The sequence below is a fragment of the Mesorhizobium sp. M00.F.Ca.ET.216.01.1.1 genome, assembly GCF_004010325.2.
Taxonomy (GTDB): Bacteria; Pseudomonadota; Alphaproteobacteria; order Rhizobiales; family Rhizobiaceae; genus Mesorhizobium.
Genome location: NZ_SADR02000014.1, coordinates 170365 through 192223, shown reverse-complemented (window position 1 = coordinate 192223; position 21859 = coordinate 170365). Strand labels below are relative to the sequence as shown.

The 21859-nt window shown below is 59.2% G+C and carries 23 protein-coding genes and 2 pseudogenes; 16 read left to right on the top strand and 9 right to left on the bottom strand.

Going from position 1 to position 21859, the window contains the following annotated elements:
• The coding region (locus EN859_RS19530; RefSeq protein WP_145971997.1) for a transposase at window positions 1-233 on the top strand (233 nt) is incomplete at its 5' end.
• 303 nt (window positions 234-536) lie between these two features.
• Here EN859_RS19530 and EN859_RS19520 read toward each other — a convergent pair.
• Window positions 537-1145 (bottom strand): cysteine hydrolase, encoded by a 609-nt coding sequence (locus EN859_RS19520; RefSeq protein WP_127855681.1) that lies wholly within the window; start codon window positions 1143-1145, stop codon window positions 537-539.
• Window positions 1146-1336: 191 nt separating this feature from the next.
• Between EN859_RS19520 and EN859_RS19515 the strand changes: the two genes are divergently transcribed.
• Complete coding sequence (locus tag EN859_RS19515; RefSeq protein WP_127855686.1) at window positions 1337-1747, top strand: HD domain-containing protein; 411 nt, start codon at window positions 1337-1339, stop codon at window positions 1745-1747.
• A 40-nt stretch (window positions 1748-1787) separates the two neighbouring features.
• Here EN859_RS19515 and EN859_RS19510 read toward each other — a convergent pair whose 3' ends face one another.
• Entirely contained in the window at window positions 1788-2198 is a 411-nt protein-coding gene (locus tag EN859_RS19510) for a DUF427 domain-containing protein (RefSeq protein ID WP_127855680.1), read from the bottom strand.
• 160 nt (window positions 2199-2358) lie between these two features.
• On the opposite strand from EN859_RS19510, the gene EN859_RS40495 reads away from it, so the two are divergent.
• The 6 genes and pseudogenes from EN859_RS40495 (at window position 2359) to EN859_RS19490 (ending at window position 6614) form a co-directional block, all read left to right on the top strand.
• Entirely contained in the window at window positions 2359-2565 is a 207-nt protein-coding gene (locus EN859_RS40495; RefSeq protein ID WP_348632931.1) for a DUF6766 family protein, read from the top strand.
• Window positions 2566-2608: 43 nt separating this feature from the next.
• Window positions 2609-2677, top strand: a pseudogene (locus tag EN859_RS40490) (hypothetical protein); the annotation flags it as partial.
• Window positions 2653-3111, top strand: a complete 459-nt coding sequence (locus EN859_RS19505; RefSeq protein WP_348632932.1) for a DUF6766 family protein — start codon at window positions 2653-2655, stop codon at window positions 3109-3111. The pseudogene EN859_RS40490 and the gene EN859_RS19505, both read left to right, overlap by 25 nt.
• Window positions 3112-3364: 253 nt before the next feature.
• Complete coding sequence (locus EN859_RS19500; protein WP_127855679.1) at window positions 3365-4336, top strand: SDR family oxidoreductase; 972 nt, start codon at window positions 3365-3367, stop codon at window positions 4334-4336.
• A 125-nt stretch (window positions 4337-4461) separates the two neighbouring features.
• The gene (locus EN859_RS19495) at window positions 4462-6174 is read left to right on the top strand and encodes an HAD family hydrolase (protein ID WP_127855678.1); all 1713 of its coding nucleotides are present in this window, start codon (window positions 4462-4464) and stop codon (window positions 6172-6174) included.
• Window positions 6171-6614, top strand: a complete 444-nt coding sequence (locus EN859_RS19490; protein ID WP_127855677.1) for a PPC domain-containing DNA-binding protein — start codon at window positions 6171-6173, stop codon at window positions 6612-6614. The genes EN859_RS19495 and EN859_RS19490 overlap by 4 nt, the downstream gene beginning before the upstream one ends.
• A 136-nt stretch (window positions 6615-6750) precedes the next feature.
• Here the strand turns inward: EN859_RS19490 and EN859_RS19485 are convergent, their stop codons facing one another.
• Window positions 6751-7362, bottom strand: coding sequence for an alpha-ketoglutarate-dependent dioxygenase AlkB (locus EN859_RS19485; protein ID WP_127855685.1), 612 nt, complete (start codon window positions 7360-7362; stop codon window positions 6751-6753).
• Between the two features lie 141 nt (window positions 7363-7503).
• Here EN859_RS19485 and EN859_RS19480 point away from each other — a divergent pair, with 141 nt between their 5' ends.
• The 3 genes from EN859_RS19480 (at window position 7504) to ligD (ending at window position 11660) form a co-directional block, all read left to right on the top strand.
• Window positions 7504-7719, top strand: coding sequence for a KTSC domain-containing protein (locus tag EN859_RS19480; protein WP_127855676.1), 216 nt, complete (start codon window positions 7504-7506; stop codon window positions 7717-7719).
• 518 nt (window positions 7720-8237) lie between these two features.
• Window positions 8238-9107 (top strand): Ku protein, encoded by an 870-nt coding sequence (locus tag EN859_RS19470; protein WP_127855675.1) that lies wholly within the window; start codon window positions 8238-8240, stop codon window positions 9105-9107.
• A 3-nt stretch (window positions 9108-9110) separates the two neighbouring features.
• Window positions 9111-11660: a DNA ligase D gene (ligD, locus tag EN859_RS19465; RefSeq protein ID WP_127855674.1), complete on the top strand. Its 2550-nt coding sequence runs from the start codon at window positions 9111-9113 to the stop codon at window positions 11658-11660.
• Window positions 11661-11687: 27 nt separating this feature from the next.
• Here the strand turns inward: ligD and EN859_RS19460 are convergent.
• The 4 genes and pseudogenes from EN859_RS19460 to EN859_RS19450 all read right to left on the bottom strand — a co-directional run bounded on the left by EN859_RS19460 (window position 11688) and on the right by EN859_RS19450 (window position 14795).
• Window positions 11688-12684: pseudogene (locus tag EN859_RS19460) on the bottom strand (ATP-dependent DNA ligase).
• The gene (locus EN859_RS19455; protein ID WP_127855673.1) at window positions 12681-13220 is read right to left on the bottom strand and encodes a cytochrome P450; all 540 of its coding nucleotides are present in this window, start codon (window positions 13218-13220) and stop codon (window positions 12681-12683) included. Before EN859_RS19455 ends, EN859_RS19460 begins: the two are co-directional and overlap by 4 nt.
• A complete protein-coding gene (locus tag EN859_RS38670) occupies window positions 13175-13951 on the bottom strand; it encodes a hypothetical protein (protein ID WP_127855672.1) in 777 nt (258 codons plus the stop codon). Before EN859_RS38670 ends, EN859_RS19455 begins: the two co-directional genes overlap by 46 nt.
• A gap of 40 nt (window positions 13952-13991) precedes the next feature.
• Window positions 13992-14795, bottom strand: coding sequence for a Ku protein (locus tag EN859_RS19450; RefSeq protein ID WP_127855671.1), 804 nt, complete (start codon window positions 14793-14795; stop codon window positions 13992-13994).
• Window positions 14796-15258: 463 nt separating this feature from the next.
• Here EN859_RS19450 and EN859_RS19445 point away from each other — a divergent pair, with 463 nt between their 5' ends.
• The 5 genes from EN859_RS19445 (at window position 15259) to EN859_RS19425 (ending at window position 20540) form a co-directional block, all read left to right on the top strand.
• Entirely contained in the window at window positions 15259-15447 is a 189-nt protein-coding gene (locus EN859_RS19445; RefSeq protein ID WP_127855670.1) for a DUF3008 family protein, read from the top strand.
• Window positions 15448-16360: 913 nt separating this feature from the next.
• Entirely contained in the window at window positions 16361-16624 is a 264-nt protein-coding gene (locus EN859_RS19440; RefSeq protein ID WP_127855669.1) for a hypothetical protein, read from the top strand.
• Window positions 16625-16886: 262 nt separating this feature from the next.
• Entirely contained in the window at window positions 16887-18101 is a 1215-nt protein-coding gene (locus EN859_RS19435) for a glycosyltransferase family protein (protein WP_127855668.1), read from the top strand.
• Window position 18102: 1 nt separating this feature from the next.
• Entirely contained in the window at window positions 18103-19347 is a 1245-nt protein-coding gene (locus EN859_RS19430) for a glycosyltransferase (protein ID WP_127855667.1), read from the top strand.
• On the top strand, window positions 19344-20540 hold the full coding sequence (locus tag EN859_RS19425) for a glycosyltransferase family protein (protein WP_127855666.1): 1197 nt from the start codon (window positions 19344-19346) through the stop codon (window positions 20538-20540). Before EN859_RS19430 ends, EN859_RS19425 begins: the two co-directional genes overlap by 4 nt.
• A 196-nt stretch (window positions 20541-20736) precedes the next feature.
• On the opposite strand, the gene EN859_RS19420 is transcribed toward EN859_RS19425, so the two are convergent.
• Both EN859_RS19420 and EN859_RS38165 read right to left on the bottom strand, forming a co-directional pair.
• The gene (locus EN859_RS19420) at window positions 20737-21408 is read right to left on the bottom strand and encodes a class I SAM-dependent methyltransferase (RefSeq protein WP_127855684.1); all 672 of its coding nucleotides are present in this window, start codon (window positions 21406-21408) and stop codon (window positions 20737-20739) included.
• Window positions 21408-21845 carry a hypothetical protein gene (locus tag EN859_RS38165; protein ID WP_189502091.1) on the bottom strand — a complete coding sequence of 146 codons (438 nt, stop codon included), beginning with the start codon at window positions 21843-21845 and terminating at the stop codon, window positions 21408-21410. The genes EN859_RS19420 and EN859_RS38165 overlap by 1 nt, the downstream gene beginning before the upstream one ends.
• Window positions 21846-21859 lie beyond the last annotated feature (14 nt).

The window sequence follows — 21859 nt, the reverse complement described above, 5'->3', positions numbered from 1 at the left end:
AGCTCATGGACAAAGCCGCCTATCTCGACTTCGTGGTCGAGATCATCCGTCGATCCGACGACCAGAAGGGCTTCCAGATCCTGCCCCGCCGCTGGGTCGTCGAGCGGACCTTCGGCTGGATGACAAGGTGGCGCCGCCTCGTGCGCGACTACGAGCAGCGCATCGACGTCTCGCAAGCCATGATCCTTGTCGCAATGGGCGGCAATCTCATCCGCCGAAACGCTCACCCGTGAATTTCAAAACGGACTCTAACGGCTCCTGACGGCCGCACGAGGCGACCACGACATCAAACCCGGGGTGCTTTCCGACATGGGAAAGGCGATGACTGGCCGCACCTGCGCAAGAAGATCGTCGCATCCGACATCTTCGTACTTGGACCGCCTATCTGGATGGGTCAGCCCTACAGCGTCGCCAAGCCCGTAATGGAGCGGATAGACGCCCTTCTCTCCGAGACCGATGAAAAGGGGCGCATGCCCGCGGCCAGCAAGGTCGCGCTTGTGGCGATCACCGGCAATGAGGACGGAGCCTATCGTGAACTAGGTCCACTCCGACAGAACCGTCTCCATCTCCACCGTCTCGACCTGCTGTGCGAACCGTTGGCGATAAACCGTCAAAAGCGCATCATGCGTAGCGTCGGACGAACTGCACAGTGCATCGGTCACCAGCACGACGCGATAGCCGAAATCGATAGCGCCCAGCACCGTGGCCAGCACGCACACGTCGGTCTCGCCACCGGTGATCACCAAGGTGTCGACCCGACGCTCTGATAGAAGGTTCCTTAGCCCCCCTTCGAACCAGGGCGAATAGATGCGCTTGTCGATGACAATTGCGGGAGGACTATGCTGCGCCAGCGACGGCAAGAGGCCGACCATCCCTGGGTCGAGCCTACCCAGCGTCATTGATGCCCAGCGCTCATAATAGCGCTTCCAAGTGCCCGCGCCCTGCCCCGGTTTTTGTGCTGGCAGGAAGCGGGTGAAGACTGTCTCCGCAGCGCGCCTTTCAACCAGACTTTCGATCAGCGGCAGGACACGGGTTATCCAAGGCGTTGCCCAGGGCGACGGTTCCACAAACAAGCGCTGCATGTCGACGCAAAGATGTACGCACCTGTCGCCCAGTGGACCATAGGTCAATCCCTGCGCCGACATCAGGCCATCGCCGCTTCAGCGTCGCCTGGCAACCAAGGCCAGGAAAGAGAGAAGTGTCTTTGGCGCATTTTGTTCGCTCTCGCGAAAGCAAACGTTAGCCGCCATGCTTCGTTCCTCGACGCTCACAGATGCGATTGGAACATGGCGCCGAATACATCGTTTGGTTAGGAACAAAGACGCAGGATCAGCGGATGAGCGTGCTTTATCGTGCGGCAAAGATCGCCGAAGAGGCCCATGCCGGGCAGACTGACAAGACGGGGCAGCCTTACATCGAGCATTGCCGCCGCGTCGCCGACGGTGTCGAAACACTTGACCAGAAAGCTGTTGCCTACCTGCACGACGTTCTTGAGAAGGGCGAGGGCTGGAGCCGCGATCGCCTCGAAGCTGCCGGGTTCGGGTCGTCCATCGTATCGGCGGTCGATGCGCTCACGCGAAGACCGGACGAGGATGATCTGGCTTTCGTGCGTAGGGCAGCCTCCAACCCATTGGCACTGCCGGTGAAGCGCGCGGATCTTGCCGACAATCTCTGGCAGGCACGGCAGACCGGAACCCCAACATCAAAGTTTGAGGATAGCTTGCGCGTCCTCGACGATGAATTCTGAAGCCTCTGCCGGGATCGATCTCGCGGGTGATCGAGCGTTCCTAGTCGATGACGTGCGGGGTGTGCCGCTGGTCCTCGGTGGGATCCGCTTCGATGCGCGCCTTTTCGGGGTCGAATGCGCCATGACGGGCGATGGCCAAAGCGGCCGTTTCCGGCGTTTCATACGCCCACATGAAGTCGTCGGCTGATCCACCGACGGCATGCACGCGCCAGTAGCTCGCCGTACCCTTCGATGGCGAGATTGTCGTGGTGTTCGTTTTCTCGAAGAGCTCGAAATAGATATCTTCGAACGGGATGTAGAAGACCGGATCACATCCGTCTTCATAGAGTACTTTTGCCCGCTCGCTTGATGCAACGATCGCGTCTGAGAACTTGACTGCCACCGTTCCGTCAAAAGGCACGATGCTGAGCGTGCCGGGACGGCGGGCTGGCTTTGCGACTAAGGGTTGCATCCGACTTCTCCGTAACTGCACTTTCTCCGAAACGTCGCCCAGCCATCAGGGTTCCCGGCTGCACCGCATCATTTGCAGAACGAGGTTGGGGGTCGGATGTGACGACGAGATGGCTGCAACGCCTTCGCTGTATCGGGCTTGGAGGGTCGAAATAGGAACAATGTCGGATGAAGGTCGTTTCGAACTGCAGACACATGAACGATCATTGCCGGACACTTCCGGCATCAACCTTGGCGAGAGCATGCGATCATTCCTGAAGAACAATGGTCTCGTGCTCGTGACGTTGGCGATCTTTTTGATCTGTCTGATTGGCCAAGCGCTGACCGGCTGGACGGCACACAACCAAGACCGAATTCGCACATGGTGATCCACGCCAAAAGCCTTTTGATGTTCCTGGCTCAGGATCCTTTCTTTCGGCTGTTTTCGAAAATTGGGAGAGCGAATCTTTAGAAAAGTGGGCCTTTGTCATGCTGACCGCGTTTTTGATCCAGCGCGGCTCTGCGGAATCGAAGGATCCGGACAAGCCTTCTCCACAGGACCTGATCCCGTATTGGACCGAAACAAACCCGACGCACCATGGCCCGTGCGGAAGGGTGACTGGACGCGAGCGTTGTACTCACACTCGCAGGGGCTGGCGCTGTTGGCGCTTTTCAACGCGACCTTCATGCTGCATGTCTGGAATAGCATCCGTCGTGCTGCGCAAGAAGCGCTTTGGCACGGCCATCAACCTGAAACGATGTGGCACGATTTGGTTTCTGGCCAGTTCTGGTTCGAAAGTTTCCAGAACTGGCAAAGCGAGTTTCTATCGACGGCCCTGCTGATATTGCTGGCCGTCTTCCTACGCGAGCGGGGATCACCAGAAAGCAAGCCGGTTTCAGACCGCATGACAAGACAGGCCATTGATCGGGCTTAGTGGCAGGGAGGGCTCCCCCGGACGGGCCGAAGGAATGCAATTTCACCGGGTGTTGCGCGCGAGCTCGCAGCCCTTATGCGATCAGTGTCAACCCGAACAGGATCGCCAGCCATAGTCCGGCGGCGGCGACTGCCATCTACCGCTGCTGCAACGGCCGTTTCTCGAGCGCGTCGCCAGACTGAAGGAATGACGCCAACGCGTAAACTTTTTCATCCGACATGCGTTGTTCGTGTTCAAGGCCAAGGAGATCGCCATGCGGATGAAATCGGAAATCGCCAGCGAAGCCGCCAAGCAACGCCACATCCAGCGCGGCATCGACGCCAAGGACAAATCGAAGGGCAATGGCAAGCAAAAAGGTGCCATGCAGGCCGGAGCACGCAAGTATCCCGAGCCGCCTTTTCCGGAGCAGCACCAACCAAAGCCCGGGCACGAATGGGCGATCGAGCCGGCGCCTCTTTACGATGCGCCGTTCTATATCGGATCGAAGAAACTCGACGGCAAAGTGGCAATGATTACCGGAGGCGATTCAGGCATTGGCCGCGCAGTGGCCGTGCTCTATGCGCGGGAAGGCGCCGACGTCGCTGTCATCTATCTGGCCGAGGACAAGGATGCCGAAGAGACAAAGACGGCAGTCGAAGCCGAAGGCCGGCGCTGCATTCTAATCAAGGCCGATGTCAGCGAACGCGACCACTGCCACAATGCGGTTGCTGAGATCGTGAAGGAATTCGGGCGGATCGACGTCCTGGTCAACAACGCCGCTTTTCAAATTCATTCCAGTGAGTTCGGCGATCTGACCGAAGAGCACTTCGATACGACGCTGAAGACCAATCTCTATGGTTACTTCCACATGGCGCAGGAGGCGGTGCCGCATATGAAACCCGGCTCGGCGATCATCAACACCGGCTCAGTGACCGGCATCGAGGGCTCGAAGCAACTGGTCGATTATTCGATGACCAAGGGCGGCATTCATGCCTTTACGCGCGCGCTTTCAGGCAACCTCATCAGCAAGGGAATAAGGGTGAACGCAGTGGCGCCTGGTCCGGTGTGGACACCGCTCAATCCGTCGGACAAGGAGGCCGCTGACGTTTCGCAATTTGGCGCAGACACGCCGATGAAACGGCCGGCACAGCCGGAGGAGATCGCGCCCGCTTATGTGTTCCTCGGCTCGCCACACTGCTCAAGCTATATCACCGGCGAGATATTGCCGATTATCGGCGGCTACTGAAGTGGGACCTGCCCCATCGCCTGCAACACTTGTCGCTCGCTCAGCCCGGTGAACGGCGTATTTTGTCGGTCGAGCTCTCGCGCGCGAAGGTGAAGCGGCGATGCCAGATATGAAATGGTCGACAGATGTATTTCATCGCCTTGGCAACAGACTATGACGGCACGCTGGCGCACGATGGGATCGTCGCTGAAAAGACGCTTACAGCTCTCGAACGGTTCAAGAAAAGTGGCCGCAAGCTCATCCTCGTCACGGGGCGCGAACTTCCAGATCTCAAGCGCGTTTTTCCCGAGGTCGGCCTGTTCGACAAGGTCGTCGCCGAAAATGGGGCCGTGATCTACACGCCTGCCAGCGAGGAAGAACGTACGATTTCATCATCGCCGGCGCCCAAGCTTGTCGCCAAGCTGAAGAAACTTGGCGTCAAACCGCTGTCCGTCGGACGGTCCATCGTTGCGACCTGGGAACCGCACCAAGCCACGGTTCTTGAGGTCATCAAAAAACTGGGACTGGAGTTGGAAATCATCTTCAACAAGGGCGCAGTGATGATCCTGCCCAGCGGCGTCAACAAGGCAACCGGGCTGGCCGCAGCACTTGAGGACCTGCGGCTGTCGCCACACAATGTGGTCGCTGTTGGCGATGCTGAAAACGATCATGCGTTCCTGCAGGCCTGCGGCTGTAGCGTCGCCGTCGACAACGCGCTGCCGGCTGTCAAAGATACGGCAGACCTCGTGACGCGCGGGGCGCGTGGAAAAGGTGTCGAAGAACTGATCGACAAACTGATGGAGCGCGATGATGAACTTGTCCGGGGCCGCCATGACGGCATTCTGCTCGGTTCCGATAGTCACGACGAGGTATATCTGTGGCCAACCGACACAGTCCTGATCGCCGGAAGCTCGGGCATCGGCAAATCCACATTGGCCACGGCGCTGACGGAACATTTCGTCGAGAACGAGTTTCAGTTCTGCATTTTCGACCCGGAAGGCGACTATGACGGGCTCGAAGGTGCCGTCCGGCTGGGCGATGGCTCCAGTGCACCGACAAAGGCACAAGTGCTGGACCTGCTCGATAAGCCGGAAACCAATGTGGTCGTCAACGGGCTGGCAATGCGGGTCAATGAGCGACCTGACTTCTTTGCCGAGCTGTTGCCGGGTCTTGGCAACTTGCGCTTCCGTACAGCGAGGCCACATTGGCTGGTCATCGATGAAGCTCACCATCTCCTCCCCAAGAGGCGCGACGACACACGTGCCGTCCTATCGTTGGAGTTGCCGGGCACCATTCTGATCACCGTTCACCCGGAAGCGATCTCGACCGATGCCTTGCGTCTGGTCACGGCCGTCATTGCCCTCGGTCCCAAGGCGAAGAACGTCATCAAGGCCTTTTGTCATGAGACGGGTACCAAGCCGCCAACGGACATTCGGCCGCCAAAAGGAGAGCGCGTGTTGTTCTGGCGACCGCAAACCCGCAAGAAAATAGCCATGGTCAAGGCGACCGAACCACGGCAGTCACTGAAGCGTCACAGCCGCAAATATGCCGAAGGCCAACTCGACGAGGCCGGCAGCTTCTATTTCAAAGGCGCCGACAAGGCGATGAATCTCCGCGCCCACAATCTGATGATTTTCGTTCAGATCGCCGAAGGTATCGACGACAAAACCTGGGAACATCATCTGCGTGCCGGCGACTATTCTGAGTGGTTTCGCCATCAGATCAGGGACAAAGATTTGGCGCGCGAAACCATCGAGGCAGAAAAGGACGAAACGCTCTCAGCGCAAGAAAGCCGCAAGCGTGTTCTGGATGCGGTACGCCGCCGTTACACGGCTCCCGCCACTGGAGCAAAATCATGAAATCACAGCGTGTTGCCGAAAGTGCCGGACAAAGAACATTCGTGGTGGTGCTTGATCCTGGCGAGGAAGCGCTCGCGGCGCTTACTTCTTTTGCGATCGACCAGGAGATTGGCGGCGCCTCGCTGACCGCGATCGGCGCCTTCGAGACAGCAACTGTCGGCTGGTTTGATTTCAAGGAAAAAACCTACCGGAAAATCCCCGTCCTGGAACAGTGCGAAGTGCTCAGCGCCATAGGCGACGTTGCGATGGGCGACGGCGGCAAGCCCAGTCTTCACGTCCATGTCGTGCTCGGATTGAGCGACGGTACCACGAGGGGCGGACATCTGCTGGAAGGTCTTGTTCGGCCGACACTCGAAGTCGCGTTGGTCGAAGCGCCTGGCCACCTGCGCCGCAGGAAGCGCCCGGAACTCGGCATCGCCTTGATCGATCTGGAGACCTGAGGCGGACCAAGCCAAGTCCGCCCCGATCGCAATCAGCGCCCTATGGACGGGCGGACTTCAGGACGCCGATTGTCCCGTCACAGACCTTCAGTGGCATGAGAGCCGGTCCCGATCGTCATCGAACCACCGCTTGTGATCAAGGTGACGGTTGCGGCCGCAGGGTACGCAAGGTGATTGAATAGCGGTGCTCAGCAAGCGGCGGGATGCTGTGCTCCCATTCGGTGCGCGCGGGACCCGTCATGAGGTAAGCCGACCTCGGCTCGACGATGATTGTCTCGCGATCCCATCTCGTACCGTTCTTCCGGCGCAGCCGAAAACTGCACGGAGCAAGAAGAGAAACGCCGGCTACGGCATCGAAATGCGGCTTATCGCGATGCCAGCCGATACCTGCGCCTGGTCGGTACTCGTTGATCAAAACCTGCACGAAAGCATCGGCAGGTAGCTGTGCAAACGCCGCCACCTTCCCCTTCAGCGGCATCAGAAAATCGGGGATCACCGGCGCCTCGATGACCTTGCGCTGGTCGTAGTCGTAGCGCAGCCCAAAACCGACCACGCGCCGGTTTGCGAGATGGCCGTGAAAGTCGAAGGGCTGGAAGGTGAGACTTTCGAGCTGGTGGACCAGCTCAGCCTCCTCCTTTGCCGTAATCAGCTCTGGCTGATAGCGAAATCCTTCCGGCAGATCGTCGGGCGCGCGAAACAGATCACCTTGGCCAACGAGTTCCGGTTGCTTGTTTTTGAGCGATGGCATGAACGCTAGGTGGTGAAGCCGATCCTCGGCGGCAAGGCCTTCGGGGCACCGATCTGGCGGGATCATCGTTCCATATCTGACGCAAGACGGAACCTGGCTTGCAGGGGCGGGTTTGCCTGGACCGGGTGGAGTATTCGGAAAATGCCTTCAACTGCTGTCCGAAGCATGAATTACGATCCTGCGACGAGGATCCTTTCCGTATGGTTTGTCCCAAGCGGAAAACGTTACGATTACGACGACGTGCCGCCGCAAACCTACGCTGCATTCCGCAAAGCCTCGTCAAAAGGCCGGTTTTTCAACGAGTTCATTCGAGACCGGTACCAATACCATTTAGTCGAGCAGAGCCAGTCGGAGTGAGATTTAGGCGCTCTGGTTGCGCATACGGGAAATGGAAAGCTGCTTTGCACATGCCGGTCGGCCGGCCGAGCCTTCATTGCGCCGGCGGCGTGCCGGGCTGTTCCCCACCCGTTGTCGTGCTGGGCGTAGGGTTTCTATCCACCTTCGAATTTTGGTCGACGGTGTTGGTATTGCTCTGAGTCGGTTCAGAGGTGCTGGTATTATTGCCCTGTGTCGGCTCAGTGTTGTCGCTACGCCAAAGCCAGAGCCGCCACCAGCAAAAATGATAGTCTGTTCATTGCCAAGCGCTCCCTTCATGCTCGACAACGATGGGTCGTGAATTTGGTTGCGGCGGAATGGCTTGTCGGTGGGCCGGGAACCAGCGTCAGTTCTGAAGGTTGAATCCCGCCATTGGGTCGCTCGCCTGCGGGCGATCATCGTCGGCGCCTCCCTGCAGGCACGATAACGCCAAAGGAACAAATCCCGACGCCGCCACGTTGCATTTCCATTGCAAATGCTTGTGACAGTGAGGCTGTGTCTTGGCGCCGAGAGCAAATTGGAAGGGCTTCCTGAAAGTTGGAGAACTTAGCTGCCCGGTGGCGCTCTATACGGCCGCCTCAACCTCCGAGCGGATTGCATTCCACACGATAAACCGGACGACGGGCCATAGGGTTCATCGCGCGTTCGTCGACAGCGATACCGGCAAACCGGTGGAGAAAGACGATCAGGTCAAAGGATATGAGATCGGCTCGGGTGAGTATGTCATACTTGAGCCCGATGAGGTCGCCGCTGCTGTCCCCGAGAGCGATAAGACGCTGTCGGTCTCGGCCTTCATCGGCTGTTCGGACGTCGATGACGTGTATTTCGATAAGCCGTATTACCTCGCCCCGCCGGACAAACACGCAGAAGAAGCATTTGGGCTGATCCGCGAAGGCATGCGCAGGAAGAAAGTCGCCGCGATTGCCCAGACGGTCCTGTTTCGGCGCGTTCGGACCCTGCTCATCCGCGCTTATGATGAAGGGCTGGTCGCGACGACGTTGAACTTCGACTACGAAGTGCGCTCGGCGGAGGAGGCCTTCGACAACATGCCCGACATGAAGATCAAGGGCGAAATGCTCGAACTGGCCGAGCACATCATCAAGACCAAGAAGGGCAAGTTCGATCCCACCAAATTCGACGACCGTTATGAGGCGGCCCTCGGCGAACTTGTCAAGGCAAAGCTCGAAGGCAGGAAGATCGAGGTCCCGAAGCAGCCCAAACGGGAGAAGGTCGTCGACCTTATGGATGCGCTGCGCCAAAGTGCCGGCGCTGGCGGCAAGCAGCCCTCGACAAGAACAGCTGCGGCAAAATCAAAGCCGGCGCGCGCCGCGAAGGCAAAGGAGACAGCGCCGCGCCGGAAGGCCGGCTGATAAATGGCGCTCGAGACTTACCGCAAGAAGCGCAATTTCTCCCTTACCCCGGAGCCGCAGGGTCGCAGGGCACCCAGGACGGGGAACAGCTTCGTCATACAGAAGCATGACGCCACCCGGCTTCATTATGATTTTCGTCTCGAAATGGACGGCGTGCTGAAAAGTTGGGCCGTCACAAAAGGCCCCAGCCTCATCCCCGGCGAGAAGCGCCTTGCCGTCCATGTCGAGGACCATCCTCTGGAATATGGCGGTTTCGAAGGCACCATCCCGAAGGGGGAATATGGCGGCGGCACCGTAATCGTGTGGGACAGAGGCACCTGGACCCCGATCGGCGACGCGCATCGCGGCTACGCCAAAGGCCATCTCGATTTCGAGCTGCGCGGTGAAAAGCTTGGTGGCCGTTGGCATCTTGTGCGCATGGCCGAAAAGCCGCGGGAAAAACGCGAGAACTGGCTGCTGATCAAAGGCGATGATGCCGCCGCGCGCACGGAAGGCGATCCTGACATTCTGGACGAGAGGCCGGAATCGGTCGTGACCGGCCGTGAGATCAAGGACGTCGCCAGCGAAGAGCCCGGCTGGTCATCCAGGACAGGCCGCATTCGCAAGCGCAGCGGCCGCCGCACGAGCGCAGCTCCGCCGGAAGAGCAGACCGCCACCGTCAGGGTTCCGGAGCCGTCAAAGATCAAGGGCGCCAAAAAGGCAGCGCTCCCCGGCTTCGTCGAACCGACGCTGGCGACGTTGGTTTCTTCCGCGCCGTCCGGCCAACGCTGGCTGCACGAGATCAAGTTTGACGGCTATCGGCTGCAGGCCAGGATCGAAGCCGGTCGCGTCAAACTGCTGACGCGAAGCGGTCTCGACTGGACGAAGAAGTTCGGAAAGGCGGTAGTGTCGGCGCTGGCAGATATCCCTGTCGGTACGGCGCTGATCGACGGTGAACTCGTCGTCGAGACCTCCGCCGGCGTATCGGATTTCTCCGCGCTGCAAGCCGATCTCAGCGAAGGGCGGACGGATCGCTTTCATTTCTACGTTTTCGACCTGCTCCATCTCGACGGCTACGATCTGGGTGACGTTCCGTTGATCAAGCGCAAGGAGTTGCTGGAAGAGATCGTCGGCAGTGGCAGCGGTATCATCAGCTACAGCAGCCACTTTGAGGAGAACGGCGCCCTGGTCCTGCAACATGCCTGTCGGCTGAGCCTGGAAGGCGTGGTCTCCAAGCTTCGCGATGCGCCTTATCGCACTGGTCGCAGCAAAAACTGGGTGAAGTCGAAATGCTCCGCACGGCAGGAATTTGTCGTGGTCGGCTATGTTCCGTCGACGACATCGCGCAACGCGATCGGTTCGCTGGTCCTGGGCGTCTATGATGATGGCAAGCTTCATCATGTCGGGCGCGTTGGCACCGGCTACACGGCAGCGGTCGCGCAAAGTCTTTTCAAGCGGCTCGAGAGGATCCGCACCCCGTCAAGCCCGTTTGACGAGCGGCTGAGCGCAGAGGAAGCAAGGCAAGTGCGCTATGTCAGGCCGGAACTCGTTGCCGAAATCGAATTTCGCGCCTGGACCGCTGACGGCAATCTGCGTCACGCCTCGTTCCGCGGCTTACGTGAAGACAAGCCGGCGAAGGAAATCGTCCGCGAAACGCCGAGGACCAGCAAGGAGGCGGCCAAACCTCAGCAACGGACCGTCAAGCTTACCCATCCCGATCGCCTCTACTGGCCGGATGAGGGCGTCACCAAAGAGGGTCTCGCCGACTATTACGCCGAGGTCTGGCGCTATGCGTCGCCCTACATCGTCGGCCGGGCGCTGGCGTTGCTGCGATGTCCCAGCGGTATTTCGGGCGAGCGGTTCTTCCAGAAACACGCCTGGAAGGGTCTCAACCCCAACATTGTCCTGGTTCACGACCCCAGGGATCCGCCCGACGAGCAGCTGATCAGCATCAACGATCTGGATGGGCTGATAGGTCTTGTTCAGTCGGCGGCGCTGGAGATCCATCCTTGGGGCTCCATGGTGAGCGATTGGGAGCGTCCGGACACGATCATCATGGACCTCGATCCCGGCGAAGGCGTGAGCTGGGAGGTGATGATTGAAGCTGCCGTCGAGACCCGCGATCGACTGAAGCAGGCAGGGCTTGCCCCCTTCGTCAAGACGTCAGGCGGCAAGGGCCTTCACGTGGTGGCGCCATTGAAGCCGAAGGCCGAATGGCCTGCCGTGAAGGCCTTCACCAAGGCCGTGGCCGACTCAATGGCCTCCGACAGTCCCGGCCGTTACGTCTCGACCATCACGAAGTCTAAACGGCGCGGAAAAATTCTCGTCGACTATCTGCGCAACCAGCGTGGCGCGACGGCGGTAGCACCCTATTCGACAAGAGCACGGCCGGGTGCGGCGGTCTCGATGCCGCTTTCGTGGGACGAGCTCGGTCCCGGGATCGGGCCCGCCTATTTTACGGTCGAGAACACACCGATCAGGCTTGCCTCGCTATCATCGGATCCCTGGCAAGACTTCCGTGCAGCCGCAGCGCCAATCGAAGAACCGGCAAAACGGCGCAAGAAAGCGGCTTGAGCACCACGGAAGTATGCGCGCGAACCATCACGCAATCTGCTCAAACGTGCATTGCTCCGGCGCTTTGTCGGGCCGCCAGCGCAGGAACTTGGTGCCATGCCGGAAGCGATCGCCCGTGACGTGGTCGAATCGCACTTCCACCACCAATTCCGGCCGAACCGGCTGCCATTCGCCGCTGCGTTCGGTGCTCCAGCGGCTCGGTCCGCCCGGCGCTTTTCCGGTGAAGCCCGGCGGTTCGCGCATGGCTTCGAGCTTGCGGGTAAGTTCCGCCCTGTCGTTTGGCAATGGTCGACGTAAAACCGACGTGATCGAGCTTGCCGGCATCATTGTAGAGACCCAACAACAATGAACCGACTTGCGGGCTGTTGCTGAGATATCGAAAGCCGCCGACCACGCAATCGGCCGACCGCAGCCGCTTTATCTTCACCATCGCGCGCACGCCTGGCTGATACGGTTCGTCCAGCCGCTTGGCGACCACGCCATCGGTCGCGCCATGTCCGGCATCACTTAGCCAGAAGCGTGCTTCCTTCACATCGCGCGTACAGTGCGAGAGCACGATGTCTTTACGGCTTGCCGAAGCAACAAAGGCCTCAAGCATCGCTCGTCTTTCTTCCAGTGTCCGGGCCAATAAGATGGTTCCGTGCTCGTCGCACAGCATGTCGAAGACGACGATATGCGCCGGGGTTTCCAGCGAGAGCTTTCGGATCCTGCTCTCGGCGGGATGAAGCCGCATCTGGAGCGCGTCGAAGGATGGCTTGCCGTCGACCGAGATGACGATTTCACCGTCGACGACAAAGCGGGGCGATGGCAAATCCCTCAATGTCGCGACGAGTTCGGGAAAATACCGTCCGAGCGGTTTGCCCGACTTTGCGCGCAGCTCCACGGCATCTCCCTGTCGGAATGCCAGGAAGCGAAAGCCGTCCCATTTGCCCTCGTATTGCCAGTCATCTCCCTCGGGAATCACATCTGCCGCCTTGGCCTCCATCGGAGGCGTGTCGAGAGGCAAGGGAAAGCTGCCTTTCATCGGCTGGCCCAGGCATCGACATGACGGATGTTCCGCATTCGCAAACCCTGCTCAGGGAGTGCCGGCATGCGCGACAGGTTCAGAGTCAGCCTCTGGTCAGGAATTTCAAAAGTCATCGATCGGGTCAGCAGCCGGATCGCCTCTTTCATCAACGCGACCGTAACCGCCTCGCCGGGGCAACGATGGGTGACCGAAGCGTCGCCGCCGCCATGCGGCACGAAATCGAACTCTTGTGTCTTCCAGCCTATGTCGCGATCCAGCGAGAACGCGTTCGGTGCAGGAAATCGCCGCGGATCGTGATTGGTACCGTGGAGATCGAGAATCATCCAATCGCCCTTTTGAATTCGGTAGCCCTCCCACTCGAACGTGTCGCGGGCTACGCCGCCGATGAATGGAAAGAAGGGATAAAGCCGCATCACCTCTTCAGCGAATGCTTCAAGCTGGGTCTCATCTCCGGCCGCGAAACGATCCGTCCATTGCCGCTGTCCGTTCAGTGCCATCGCGGCGAAGACGATGTAACGGCCGGTCGCGACCACCGGCCGCAGGATGTTGATGATCTCGACCGCCGCGTCGGATATCTCAAGCAGATTTCCGTTCTGGTCCCGATGCTCGGAAACGATGCGGATCGGAGCGCTTTTCCCGAGCGCAAGGGCGCCTGAGCGGGTCCGCCGCACCAGAAACCTACAAAGCGCTCTGTTAGCCTGCGCCGCCAAAGCGCCAACCAGGTGCTCGGCCCGAAATCGCCGGCATTCTCGACCATGCCACTCAATTCGAGACAGAGATCGGCCGGGCTCTTTCCGTCGAGAGGCAGTCCCGACCCTCGCACAACGGATCTCGTCAGGACCAGGTACACCTCGTCGAACAGGCTGATCTCGTCACGCCGCTGCCAATCGTCCATCGCTGCAAGCCACTCGTCGCGGAAAGTCGTGCGCAGGTGCTCTATTTGTTCCGGCGCAAGTAGGATGGAGAGAAACATCGCCTTGCGGTGGCGATGTGCCCCGTTGTCGAGAGACTGGACGCTGCCCTTGTCCTGCAACAGCCGCATCGTCATTTGCGGCATCCCACCGTTGCGGGTGAAGTGATTGCCGCCATAAAACATTTCGGCTGCGCTTGCCCCGCGAACACAGATCGCCCGCTTCAGCATCAGGCGCGTGGCAAAGATGTCCGTGCTGAGCCGATCGCCTCGGCGGCCGATGAAATCGTAGCCTTCGCGAAGCAGCGCTATGGTGCTGTCGAAAGCAGGATCGTGGGGAATGGCCTTCGCCATGCTGCCTCATTCGCCCTACCCACCGCCTGTCCCCAGGAGCCTATTTTTTCTTTCCAGCCTCCGAGCTGATACTCTTGCGCAGGGCATCCATGATGTTGATCACGTTGCTGGGCGCTTGCTCTGCCTCGGCTTTGGCCTTTGCCGGCCGCTTCTTGCCCTTCTTCTTGGAGGCAATGATCTCCAGCAGCCGCGCCTGGACAGGATCCCTGGTCATGGCTGGATCCCACTGCCTGGTTCGCTCATCGATCAAGGTCGAGACCATGTCCATCAGCTTCGGGTCGGGCTTGGCTTCGCTGATCCTGCCGAAATAGTCTTCGGGATCGCGAACCTCGTCGCCATAACGCAGCGTCCACAGCACGATGCCCTTGCCTCGCGGCTCGAGCATGACGGCACGCTCGCGGCGATACATGACCAGCCGTGATATTCCGACTGTACCTGTCGACTGCATGGCGTCGCGAATGACCGAGAATGCCTCCTCCCCAACAGGATCGTCGGGGGTGAGATAGTGCGGCTTGTCGTACCAAATCCAGCCGATGCTGTCGGCATCGACGAACATATCGATGTCGATCGTGCGCGTGCTCTCCAGCGCGACAGCGTCGAGCTCGTCATCCTCTAGCAGGACGTATTCGTCCTCGCCGCGCTGATAACCCTTCACCTCGTCGTCTTCAGCAACGGGCTTGCCGCTGACGGCATCGACATATTGGCTGACGACCCGGTTGCCGCTCTTGCGATTGAGCGTATGGAACCGAACCTTTTCGCTCTCGGTGGTAGCAGGTGTCATTGCGACCGGACAGGTCACAAGCGAAAGCTTGAGATAGCCTTTCCAGAAGGGACGTGGCGCCATCAGGGACCCCCGGAGAGTGCAAAACAGTCGAACGCGTCAAGGCGATCGATTGTTCCCGCAGCGTTGGTAGCGCGCTTAACCCCGCCAGCGCGATCGCTCGTTTTCGACCACCCGCCAAACGCGGAGCGCAGGTCGATGCTATCGAATTCACCACTTTCCGCTTTGGGCAGGGATCTATGCCGCCCACGATCTTGCGATGATCACGCCGATCGCTTCCGACACGGCGCTCATGAGGCCCAGGATTTGCGATCGAACCAACTCCCGAGCCTCGCTGAACGAACGGCATCAGGAGCTCGACCCTTTCCCTGACATTCTCCGGGCGGTTCGACAGCCACGATCGTCGTATCGCAAGGCCACTGCAGCAATCTGCACATCATCCCACCGCCTCGCACATTTCAACGGACAATGAACTAAATAGGCCTTTGCGCGTTCGATCGAACTACATCCGTGAAAGGACCAAACGATGCCAGCCAAGTCCAAATCACAGCAGAAAGCCGCCGGAGCCGCACTCGCCGCCAAACGAGGCGAGATGAAGAAAAGTGAACTGAAAGGAGCTTCGAAAAGCATGGAGAAGTCGATGAGCGAAAAGGAATTGCACGACATGGCTTCGACCAAGCGAAAAGGTAAATCCGAACACAAGTCCTCGAAGTAATCCGCACAAGCCTAATTTGCCCGGATCGCGCCTGGACACAGGCGGCTATGCGGCCACGCGGGTGGAAGACGTGACTGCGCGCCTATGCGGCTCGGCCATCCGGATGACAAAGTCTAGCTAATGACCGTCGGCTAGCGCCACAGACAGGGTGCAGGTTTGAAGGGGCGGCGATTTCCTCCGCACCCTATCTGCAGGCAAAAATACCGTCAGGGAAAATAAGGCTCCTTTGACGGCAATTCCTCTCGCAATTTCAAAACTTAAGCCTCTGGAAAAATACCGTCAGCACGCTGATTCAGCTGACGGTATGTGACCCGCCCCTGTTGGATGCTCCAGAACATACCGTCAGAAATACTGTCAGATTTTCTCGCTGCTTTTAGTCGCTAGCCATCCAATCCAAACGCATCTCTTGAAAATCAACAGCTTGCCGAAATCCGAGGTTCAACTGACAATGTGCTGTGTATGGTCAACGAGACCGCAGATAACACTATGTTTTTTCACGCTAAAATGGCCGTTTCGCCGAATTTCGCAAGTCTTTCCGCTATTCCCACTCGATTGTTCAAACAACATATAACCCATTGAAATCACCGGCAAATATTTTTCGGCGTCGCGCAAACTCCGACATCAAGGCCGTCAAAAAATTACACTCTTGATTTTAAAGCTAAAATCGCCGCAAGAAATATTTTGAGGTTTCGCCAACTATCGGGACCATCGAGCGATTTTTGCACCTCGCGACGTTCGATGGCGCGCTCAGGTCGTCTCAAAAAGTACCGTCACCGCCCCAGCTAAGGCATTAGCCAGAGGCCATAGCGATCGACAAGCAACCGGTGTTGCACACACCCTGCTGCAGGCGGTGTGTTGTGAGCGCTGGCATCCACTCGATTCCTGCCGAAATTCCGGCTAGCTTGGGAGACAGATGGCTCAGTTCTGGTCGGTGAATCATAATCAGACCGCCCGTCAAGAGATTGATGGGCAGCACCTTTGGTCCCCCAAGACCGAGAGCAATGGCGCGCGAAATGAGTTCTACAACAATATGCGCCGTGCGACGCCCGGCGACCTTGTCCTTTCGTATGCCGATCAAGCAATTGGCTATATGGGCAGGATAGCGGAATTCGCCTTCACCGCTCCGAAACCAATGGAGTTCGGAGAGACCGGAGCTTATTGGAATCAAGAGGGATGACTTCTGCCGATCTTTTGGACACCGCTTTCCCCTTCGATCCATCCCAAAACAACAACAGGGAGTCTCGGCCCGCTCCCGCCGAGGCGATATTCGCCAATCCATCTAGTTTCGGACTCAGGCAATCAGAAACCCTATCTGACAGGCATTCCACAGAAGTAATACAAATTAAAAATTGCGGCCTCATGTTTCAAAACCAGGATGGTTTCGAAGCCGGCGGGTCGCTCGCGGTCCTCAAGGCGAGAATTCTAAGAGACGTTCAACAATGACCCAGCACGCAGAAAACGCTCGAATTCTCATGTACAGCCACGACACGTTCGGGCTAGGCCACTTGCAGCGCTGCCGGACGATCGCGCATTCGCTGGTCGAGGATTTCCGCGGACTTCAGGTGCTTATCATTTCGGGTGCGACTATCGCTGGCGCCTTCGACTACCGCGCCCGCGTCGACTTCGTGAAGATCCCCAGCGTCATCAAGTTGCGCAACGGCGAATACACCTCGCTGGAAAAGGATATCGATCTGCATGAGACGCTAAGGATGCGCCAGTCGATCATCCGCCACACAGCCGAGACCTTCCGGCCGGATATCTTCATCGTCGACAAGGAACCGCTCGGCCTGCGCGGTGAGATCGAGGACACGCTGTCCTACCTCAAGACGCGGGGCACCACGCTTGTGCTTGGCTTGCGCGAGGTGATGGACGCGCCGCATCTGCTCGAAGCAGAGTGGGCACGCAGGGATGTGATGCGCAAGATAGGCCTCTTCTACGACAAGGTCTGGGTCTATGGTCCGCCGGATTTCTACGATCCGTTGACCGGCCTGGATGTGCCGCCGGCTGTCAGGGCAAAGATGAAGTTCGTCGGTTTCCTGCAACGGAGCCTGCAGAAGAATGAGTTGCCCGGCCACCGGCCCGAGGGCGATTATATCCTAGTTACCACCGGTGGCGGCGGTGACGGCGCCGAACTGATCCACGACGTCATCGATGCCTATCAGCAGGATCCGCAATTGCAGCATAGGGCGCTGATCGTGCTTGGGCCTTACATGCCGGCGCGTAAGCGCAACAAGCTGCTCAAGAAGGGGTCTAAGATCCCCTATATCAAGATCATCGAGTTCGACAACCGCATGGAAGAGCTGATTGCCGGCGCAAAGGCGGTAGTGGCGATGGGCGGATACAACACCTATTGCGAGATACTGTCTTTCGACAAGCCGGCGCTGATCGTGCCGCGCGTCAAGCCCCGCGAGGAACAACTGATCCGAGCACGGCGCGCAGCCGAACTCGGGCTCATCGAGATGCTTTTGCCGGAGGAAGCCGAGGATTCCCGGCGGTTTGCCGGTGCACTGGAGGCGCTGCCGGACCGGCCCCGCCCATCGCAGAGCAATCCGCATCTGACGCTGGAAGGGCTGCCTCATATTTCCGAAATCGTCGCGGAACTGCTCGACCGGCGGGCCGGTCATCACCTTTCGGTCATTGAAGGAATCAACTGACTTGCAACATCGCAAGATCGTCGTGGTTCTGAAGGGCTATCCGCGGCTGTCGGAAACCTTTATCGCGCAGGAACTGCTCGGTCTGGAGCGTGCGGGGTTCGACCTGATACTCGTCGCGCTCAGGCGGCCGACCGACGCAAAACGCCACCCCGTGCATGACGAGATCAAAGCGTCCGTCCATTATCTGCCGGAATATCTGCATGAAGAGCCGCTGCGCGTGCTTCGCTCGCTGTTTGCTTATCTGCTGCGGCCGGGCTTCTGGCGCGCGCTCGGATCGCTGGCTACCGATATCACCCGCGACTTTACACGCAATCGCGCGCGCCGCTTCGGGCAAGCGCTCGTGCTGGCGGCCGAATGGCCGGAAGACGCGGGCTGGCTGCATGCACATTTCGCGCACACACCGGCATCGGTGACGCGCTATGTCAGCCAGCTTCGTGGCCTGCCCTGGAGCTGCTCGGCCCATGCCAAGGACATCTGGACTTCGGCGGACTGGGATCTGGCTGGCAAGCTCTCCTCGGCGCGCTGGACGGTCACTTGCACGAAAACCGGCTTCGACCGTCTGAAAAAACTCGCTAACGGCAACTCGTCTGTGCATCTGAGCTATCATGGGCTCGACCTTGATCGCTTCGGCAGTTTCGGCGAGGCGCGAAAACAGCATGACGGGTCGGCGCCGGACGAACCGGTTATCGTTCTGAGTGTCGGGCGCGCCGTTGAAAAGAAAGGTTACGATACGTTGCTGGAGGCCCTTGCCCTCTTGCCTGGTGATTTGGCGTGGCGTTTCGAGCATATCGGCGGCGGCGAGGAACTGGAACGGTTGAAGGCGTTGGCGCAAAAGCTCGGACTGGGTGATCGCGTCTCTTGGAAAGGCGCGCTTGCGCAGGAGGAGGTGCTTGAGCACTACCGCTGCGCCGACATTTTCGCCCTGGCCTGCAGGATCACCGCAAATGGCGACCGGGACGGTCTGCCGAATGTTCTGGTGGAGGCGGCTAGCCAGCGGCTTGCCTGCTTGTCGACCGATATCTCCGGCGTGCCGGAGCTTATATCGCCGGATGAAACCGGACTGCTGGTTCCGACGGAAAACCCAATTGCCCTGGCACAGGCGCTGGAGCGCCTGATCCGTGATCCCGTGCTGCGCGCCCGCCTCGGCGACGCCGCAGAGCGGCGCGTGCGCGGCAATTTCGATCATATGGCGAGCATTGGACAGCTCAAGGAACTGTTCGAGCGCGAGTGGCGGGCCGCCGATTGAAGCGGCTGCGCGCCTTCCTCTATGTCCAGCACCTGCTCGGTATCGGCCATCTCGCGCGCTCCAGCCGCGTCGCGGCGGCTCTGGTCGATGACGAGTTTGACGTAACCGTCGTGACCGGCGGAGCGCCGGTCGCGGGGTTTCCGGGACTGGGGGTAAAACCTGTAACCCTGCCACCTGTCACCTCCGGTGATGAAGGATTTTCCGGACTTGTCGACCTGCAGGGCAAACCCATCGACGATGATTTCAAGAAATGGCGTTCAGAGATGCTGCTCCAGGCATTCCGGGATTGCAGGCCTGATATCGTCATTGTCGAGGCGTTTCCATTTGGACGCCGGCAGATGCGTTTCGAACTCCTGCCGCTGATCGAGGCCATCGACGCGACGTCGCCCAGACCGCTGCTGGCGACGTCCGTCCGTGATATCCTTCAGGAGCGCGTCAAGCCGGGCCGAAACGAGGAAACGGTCGATCTTGTCAACAGGCATTTCGACCTTGTTATGGTCCACGGCGACCCGGCTTTCGCAACCATCGACAAGACATTTCCACTGGCTGGGGCGATCAGGGCCGAGGTCACCTACACAGGGCTCGTTGCCGCGCCGCCATCGCCCGCGGCCTTCGAGCGCTTCGACGTTCTGGTGTCGGTTGGCGGCGGAGCTGCCGGAAAGAGTCTTGTCAGCTCCACCATCGCAGCGGCGCGGAATGCCAACAACGGTTGGAAATGGTGTTTGATCACCGGCCCAAACCTGCCGAAAGACGAGTTTGACGCGATCGCACGCGATGCCACGCCGGGCCTGTCCATCTTCCGGTTTCGCGAGGATTTCGCCAGCCTGCTGACCGGCGCCCGCCTGTCAGTCTCGCAGGCGGGTTACAACACGGTCTGCGATGTCCTGCGCGCGGGTTGTCGCTCCCTGCTCGTTCCATTTGCAGCCGGCGGGGAAACCGAACAAACGGTTCGCGCCCTGATGCTCGAAGAACTCGGTCTTGCAACGGTGCTGATGGAAAAGGACCTAACGCCTGAAGGTTTGGCGCAAGCGATCGAACAGGCGCTTGTGGCACCGACGCCATCCGCGCATCGTCTCGATCTGGAAGGCGCGCGTCACTCGGCGCAAATCCTGCGCGAGCGGTATCGAACATGGTCCCTAAAAATGGGGCCCGGTTTCAGAAAAGCTCATGATCAAACAGACGATGGATCCTAGAGCGTTCATCGTTTCACGGAAACGCAGAACCGCTCTATCTCTTTGTTTTGACGCAAGTCCGGACGGAAAACCGTTTCACACTTTTCCTGGAATTGCTCTAACGCGCGTCGCGTCTGGTGAGATTCGTCCGACGCGCTTCAAGTCCTTGTTTTTATGCATGTCCCAAAACCGCTACGCAATTTTTGGGCGAAATGTATTAGACAGTTCCAATCAGCATGAAGCGCGCATAATTTTTTGTCGGCAGTTCGCCGGAGAACCGCACCTCCCGTAGCGCCGCCATTGCTTCGAAGGCTGCAAGTGAAGCCACGCAGTTGATGTGCGTCGGCTCGCTGAAATAATCGTTCGATTGCAGCAGAACATTCGTGCCCCGCGGAAGCAGAGCAAGCCAGGCGCGCAGATCGGCTATGTGTTCGCAACTCGTATTGACCGTCAGGTCGGGCCGCCCGGCCGCATAGTCGAGTGCGTACATATCTACCGTCAGCGCCCGGAACCGGTCCCCGGCTTCCCGGTTGAGGGTCCGGGCGACCGGTGCGACTTCGGGATCGATGTCGATGCTATCGACCGCCGCGATGTCGAAGCGGGCGTCGTTGAAAAGCATTGCCGGCAACACGCCGTACCATCCACCCAGAACCCATATGCATCCGAACCGGCCGCCGCAGCTTTCGAACAGCCTGTCGAGCGCCCACATCTTGCAGGCGACCTGCTTGTGGTTGAAGGCGTTGGCGATATCGGCCTTCGGATGCTTGGTGATGACGCGCGCCAGCCCTGCCACGAGAGGGCAGTTGACATAGGCAGCAATTCCCCGCGTTAGGTCCAAGGCTTGCTCGTGCCAGTCCATGCCGGCATTGCGTGGTTGCGTGACATCCATCATACTCGTCTTGTATGTTGGGATTTCGGGCGACACAACGCAATCTTGCCTCCCGCAAGGCTGTTTGATTCGCGGACATGATTATGCTGCAAGCCGCTTCGCCATTGCTCGGTGCCGGAGAGAGCTTGTTGCATCTGTCCGGACCATCGGCGTCCATCCGCCAGCACCAGTCGTGCAGTTGCGGCCTCGTGCTGCTCGGCTATTCGCCAAAACCCTACGGAAGCCGCGAACGGTTTGGCCAGCTGCTTTCTTCGCTGATCAACAATACCCATGTCGTTGTCATCGACCATGCGCCGGAACTGGATCGCGCCGCCTCGCAGGTTCCTTCCATCGTTGAGCGCAGGACAATCTGCGTGCACTGCAGCTTCGAGCTTGTCGTTGGCGACGAAGAAATTGCCGATACGCCATTCGCCAGCAGGTGCTTTTACATCCTGCATCCTTCCAACTGAAG

Excerpts from the sequence above, each read along its gene's own strand:
- EN859_RS19495 (WP_127855678.1), top strand. The coding sequence starts at position 4,462 with ATGTATTTCATCGCCTTGGCAACAGACTATGACGGCACGCTGGCGCAC.
- EN859_RS19510 (WP_127855680.1), bottom strand. The coding sequence starts at position 2,198 with ATGCAACCCTTAGTCGCAAAGCCAGCCCGCCGTCCCGGCACGCTCAGC.
- EN859_RS19490 (WP_127855677.1), top strand. The coding sequence starts at position 6,171 with ATGAAATCACAGCGTGTTGCCGAAAGTGCCGGACAAAGAACATTCGTG.
- EN859_RS19515 (WP_127855686.1), top strand. The coding sequence starts at position 1,337 with ATGAGCGTGCTTTATCGTGCGGCAAAGATCGCCGAAGAGGCCCATGCC.
- EN859_RS19435 (WP_127855668.1), top strand. The coding sequence starts at position 16,887 with ATGACCCAGCACGCAGAAAACGCTCGAATTCTCATGTACAGCCACGAC.
- EN859_RS38165 (WP_189502091.1), bottom strand. The coding sequence starts at position 21,845 with ATGCAGGATGTAAAAGCACCTGCTGGCGAATGGCGTATCGGCAATTTC.
- EN859_RS19500 (WP_127855679.1), top strand. The coding sequence starts at position 3,365 with ATGCGGATGAAATCGGAAATCGCCAGCGAAGCCGCCAAGCAACGCCAC.
- EN859_RS40495 (WP_348632931.1), top strand. The coding sequence starts at position 2,359 with ATGTCGGATGAAGGTCGTTTCGAACTGCAGACACATGAACGATCATTG.
- EN859_RS19420 (WP_127855684.1), bottom strand. The coding sequence starts at position 21,408 with ATGGATGTCACGCAACCACGCAATGCCGGCATGGACTGGCACGAGCAA.
- EN859_RS19520 (WP_127855681.1), bottom strand. The coding sequence starts at position 1,145 with ATGTCGGCGCAGGGATTGACCTATGGTCCACTGGGCGACAGGTGCGTA.
- EN859_RS38670 (WP_127855672.1), bottom strand. The coding sequence starts at position 13,951 with ATGGCGAAGGCCATTCCCCACGATCCTGCTTTCGACAGCACCATAGCG.
- EN859_RS19480 (WP_127855676.1), top strand. The coding sequence starts at position 7,504 with ATGCCTTCAACTGCTGTCCGAAGCATGAATTACGATCCTGCGACGAGG.
- ligD (WP_127855674.1), top strand. The coding sequence starts at position 9,111 with ATGGCGCTCGAGACTTACCGCAAGAAGCGCAATTTCTCCCTTACCCCG.
- EN859_RS19450 (WP_127855671.1), bottom strand. The coding sequence starts at position 14,795 with ATGGCGCCACGTCCCTTCTGGAAAGGCTATCTCAAGCTTTCGCTTGTG.
- EN859_RS19445 (WP_127855670.1), top strand. The coding sequence starts at position 15,259 with ATGCCAGCCAAGTCCAAATCACAGCAGAAAGCCGCCGGAGCCGCACTC.
- EN859_RS19485 (WP_127855685.1), bottom strand. The coding sequence starts at position 7,362 with ATGCCATCGCTCAAAAACAAGCAACCGGAACTCGTTGGCCAAGGTGAT.
- EN859_RS19440 (WP_127855669.1), top strand. The coding sequence starts at position 16,361 with ATGGCTCAGTTCTGGTCGGTGAATCATAATCAGACCGCCCGTCAAGAG.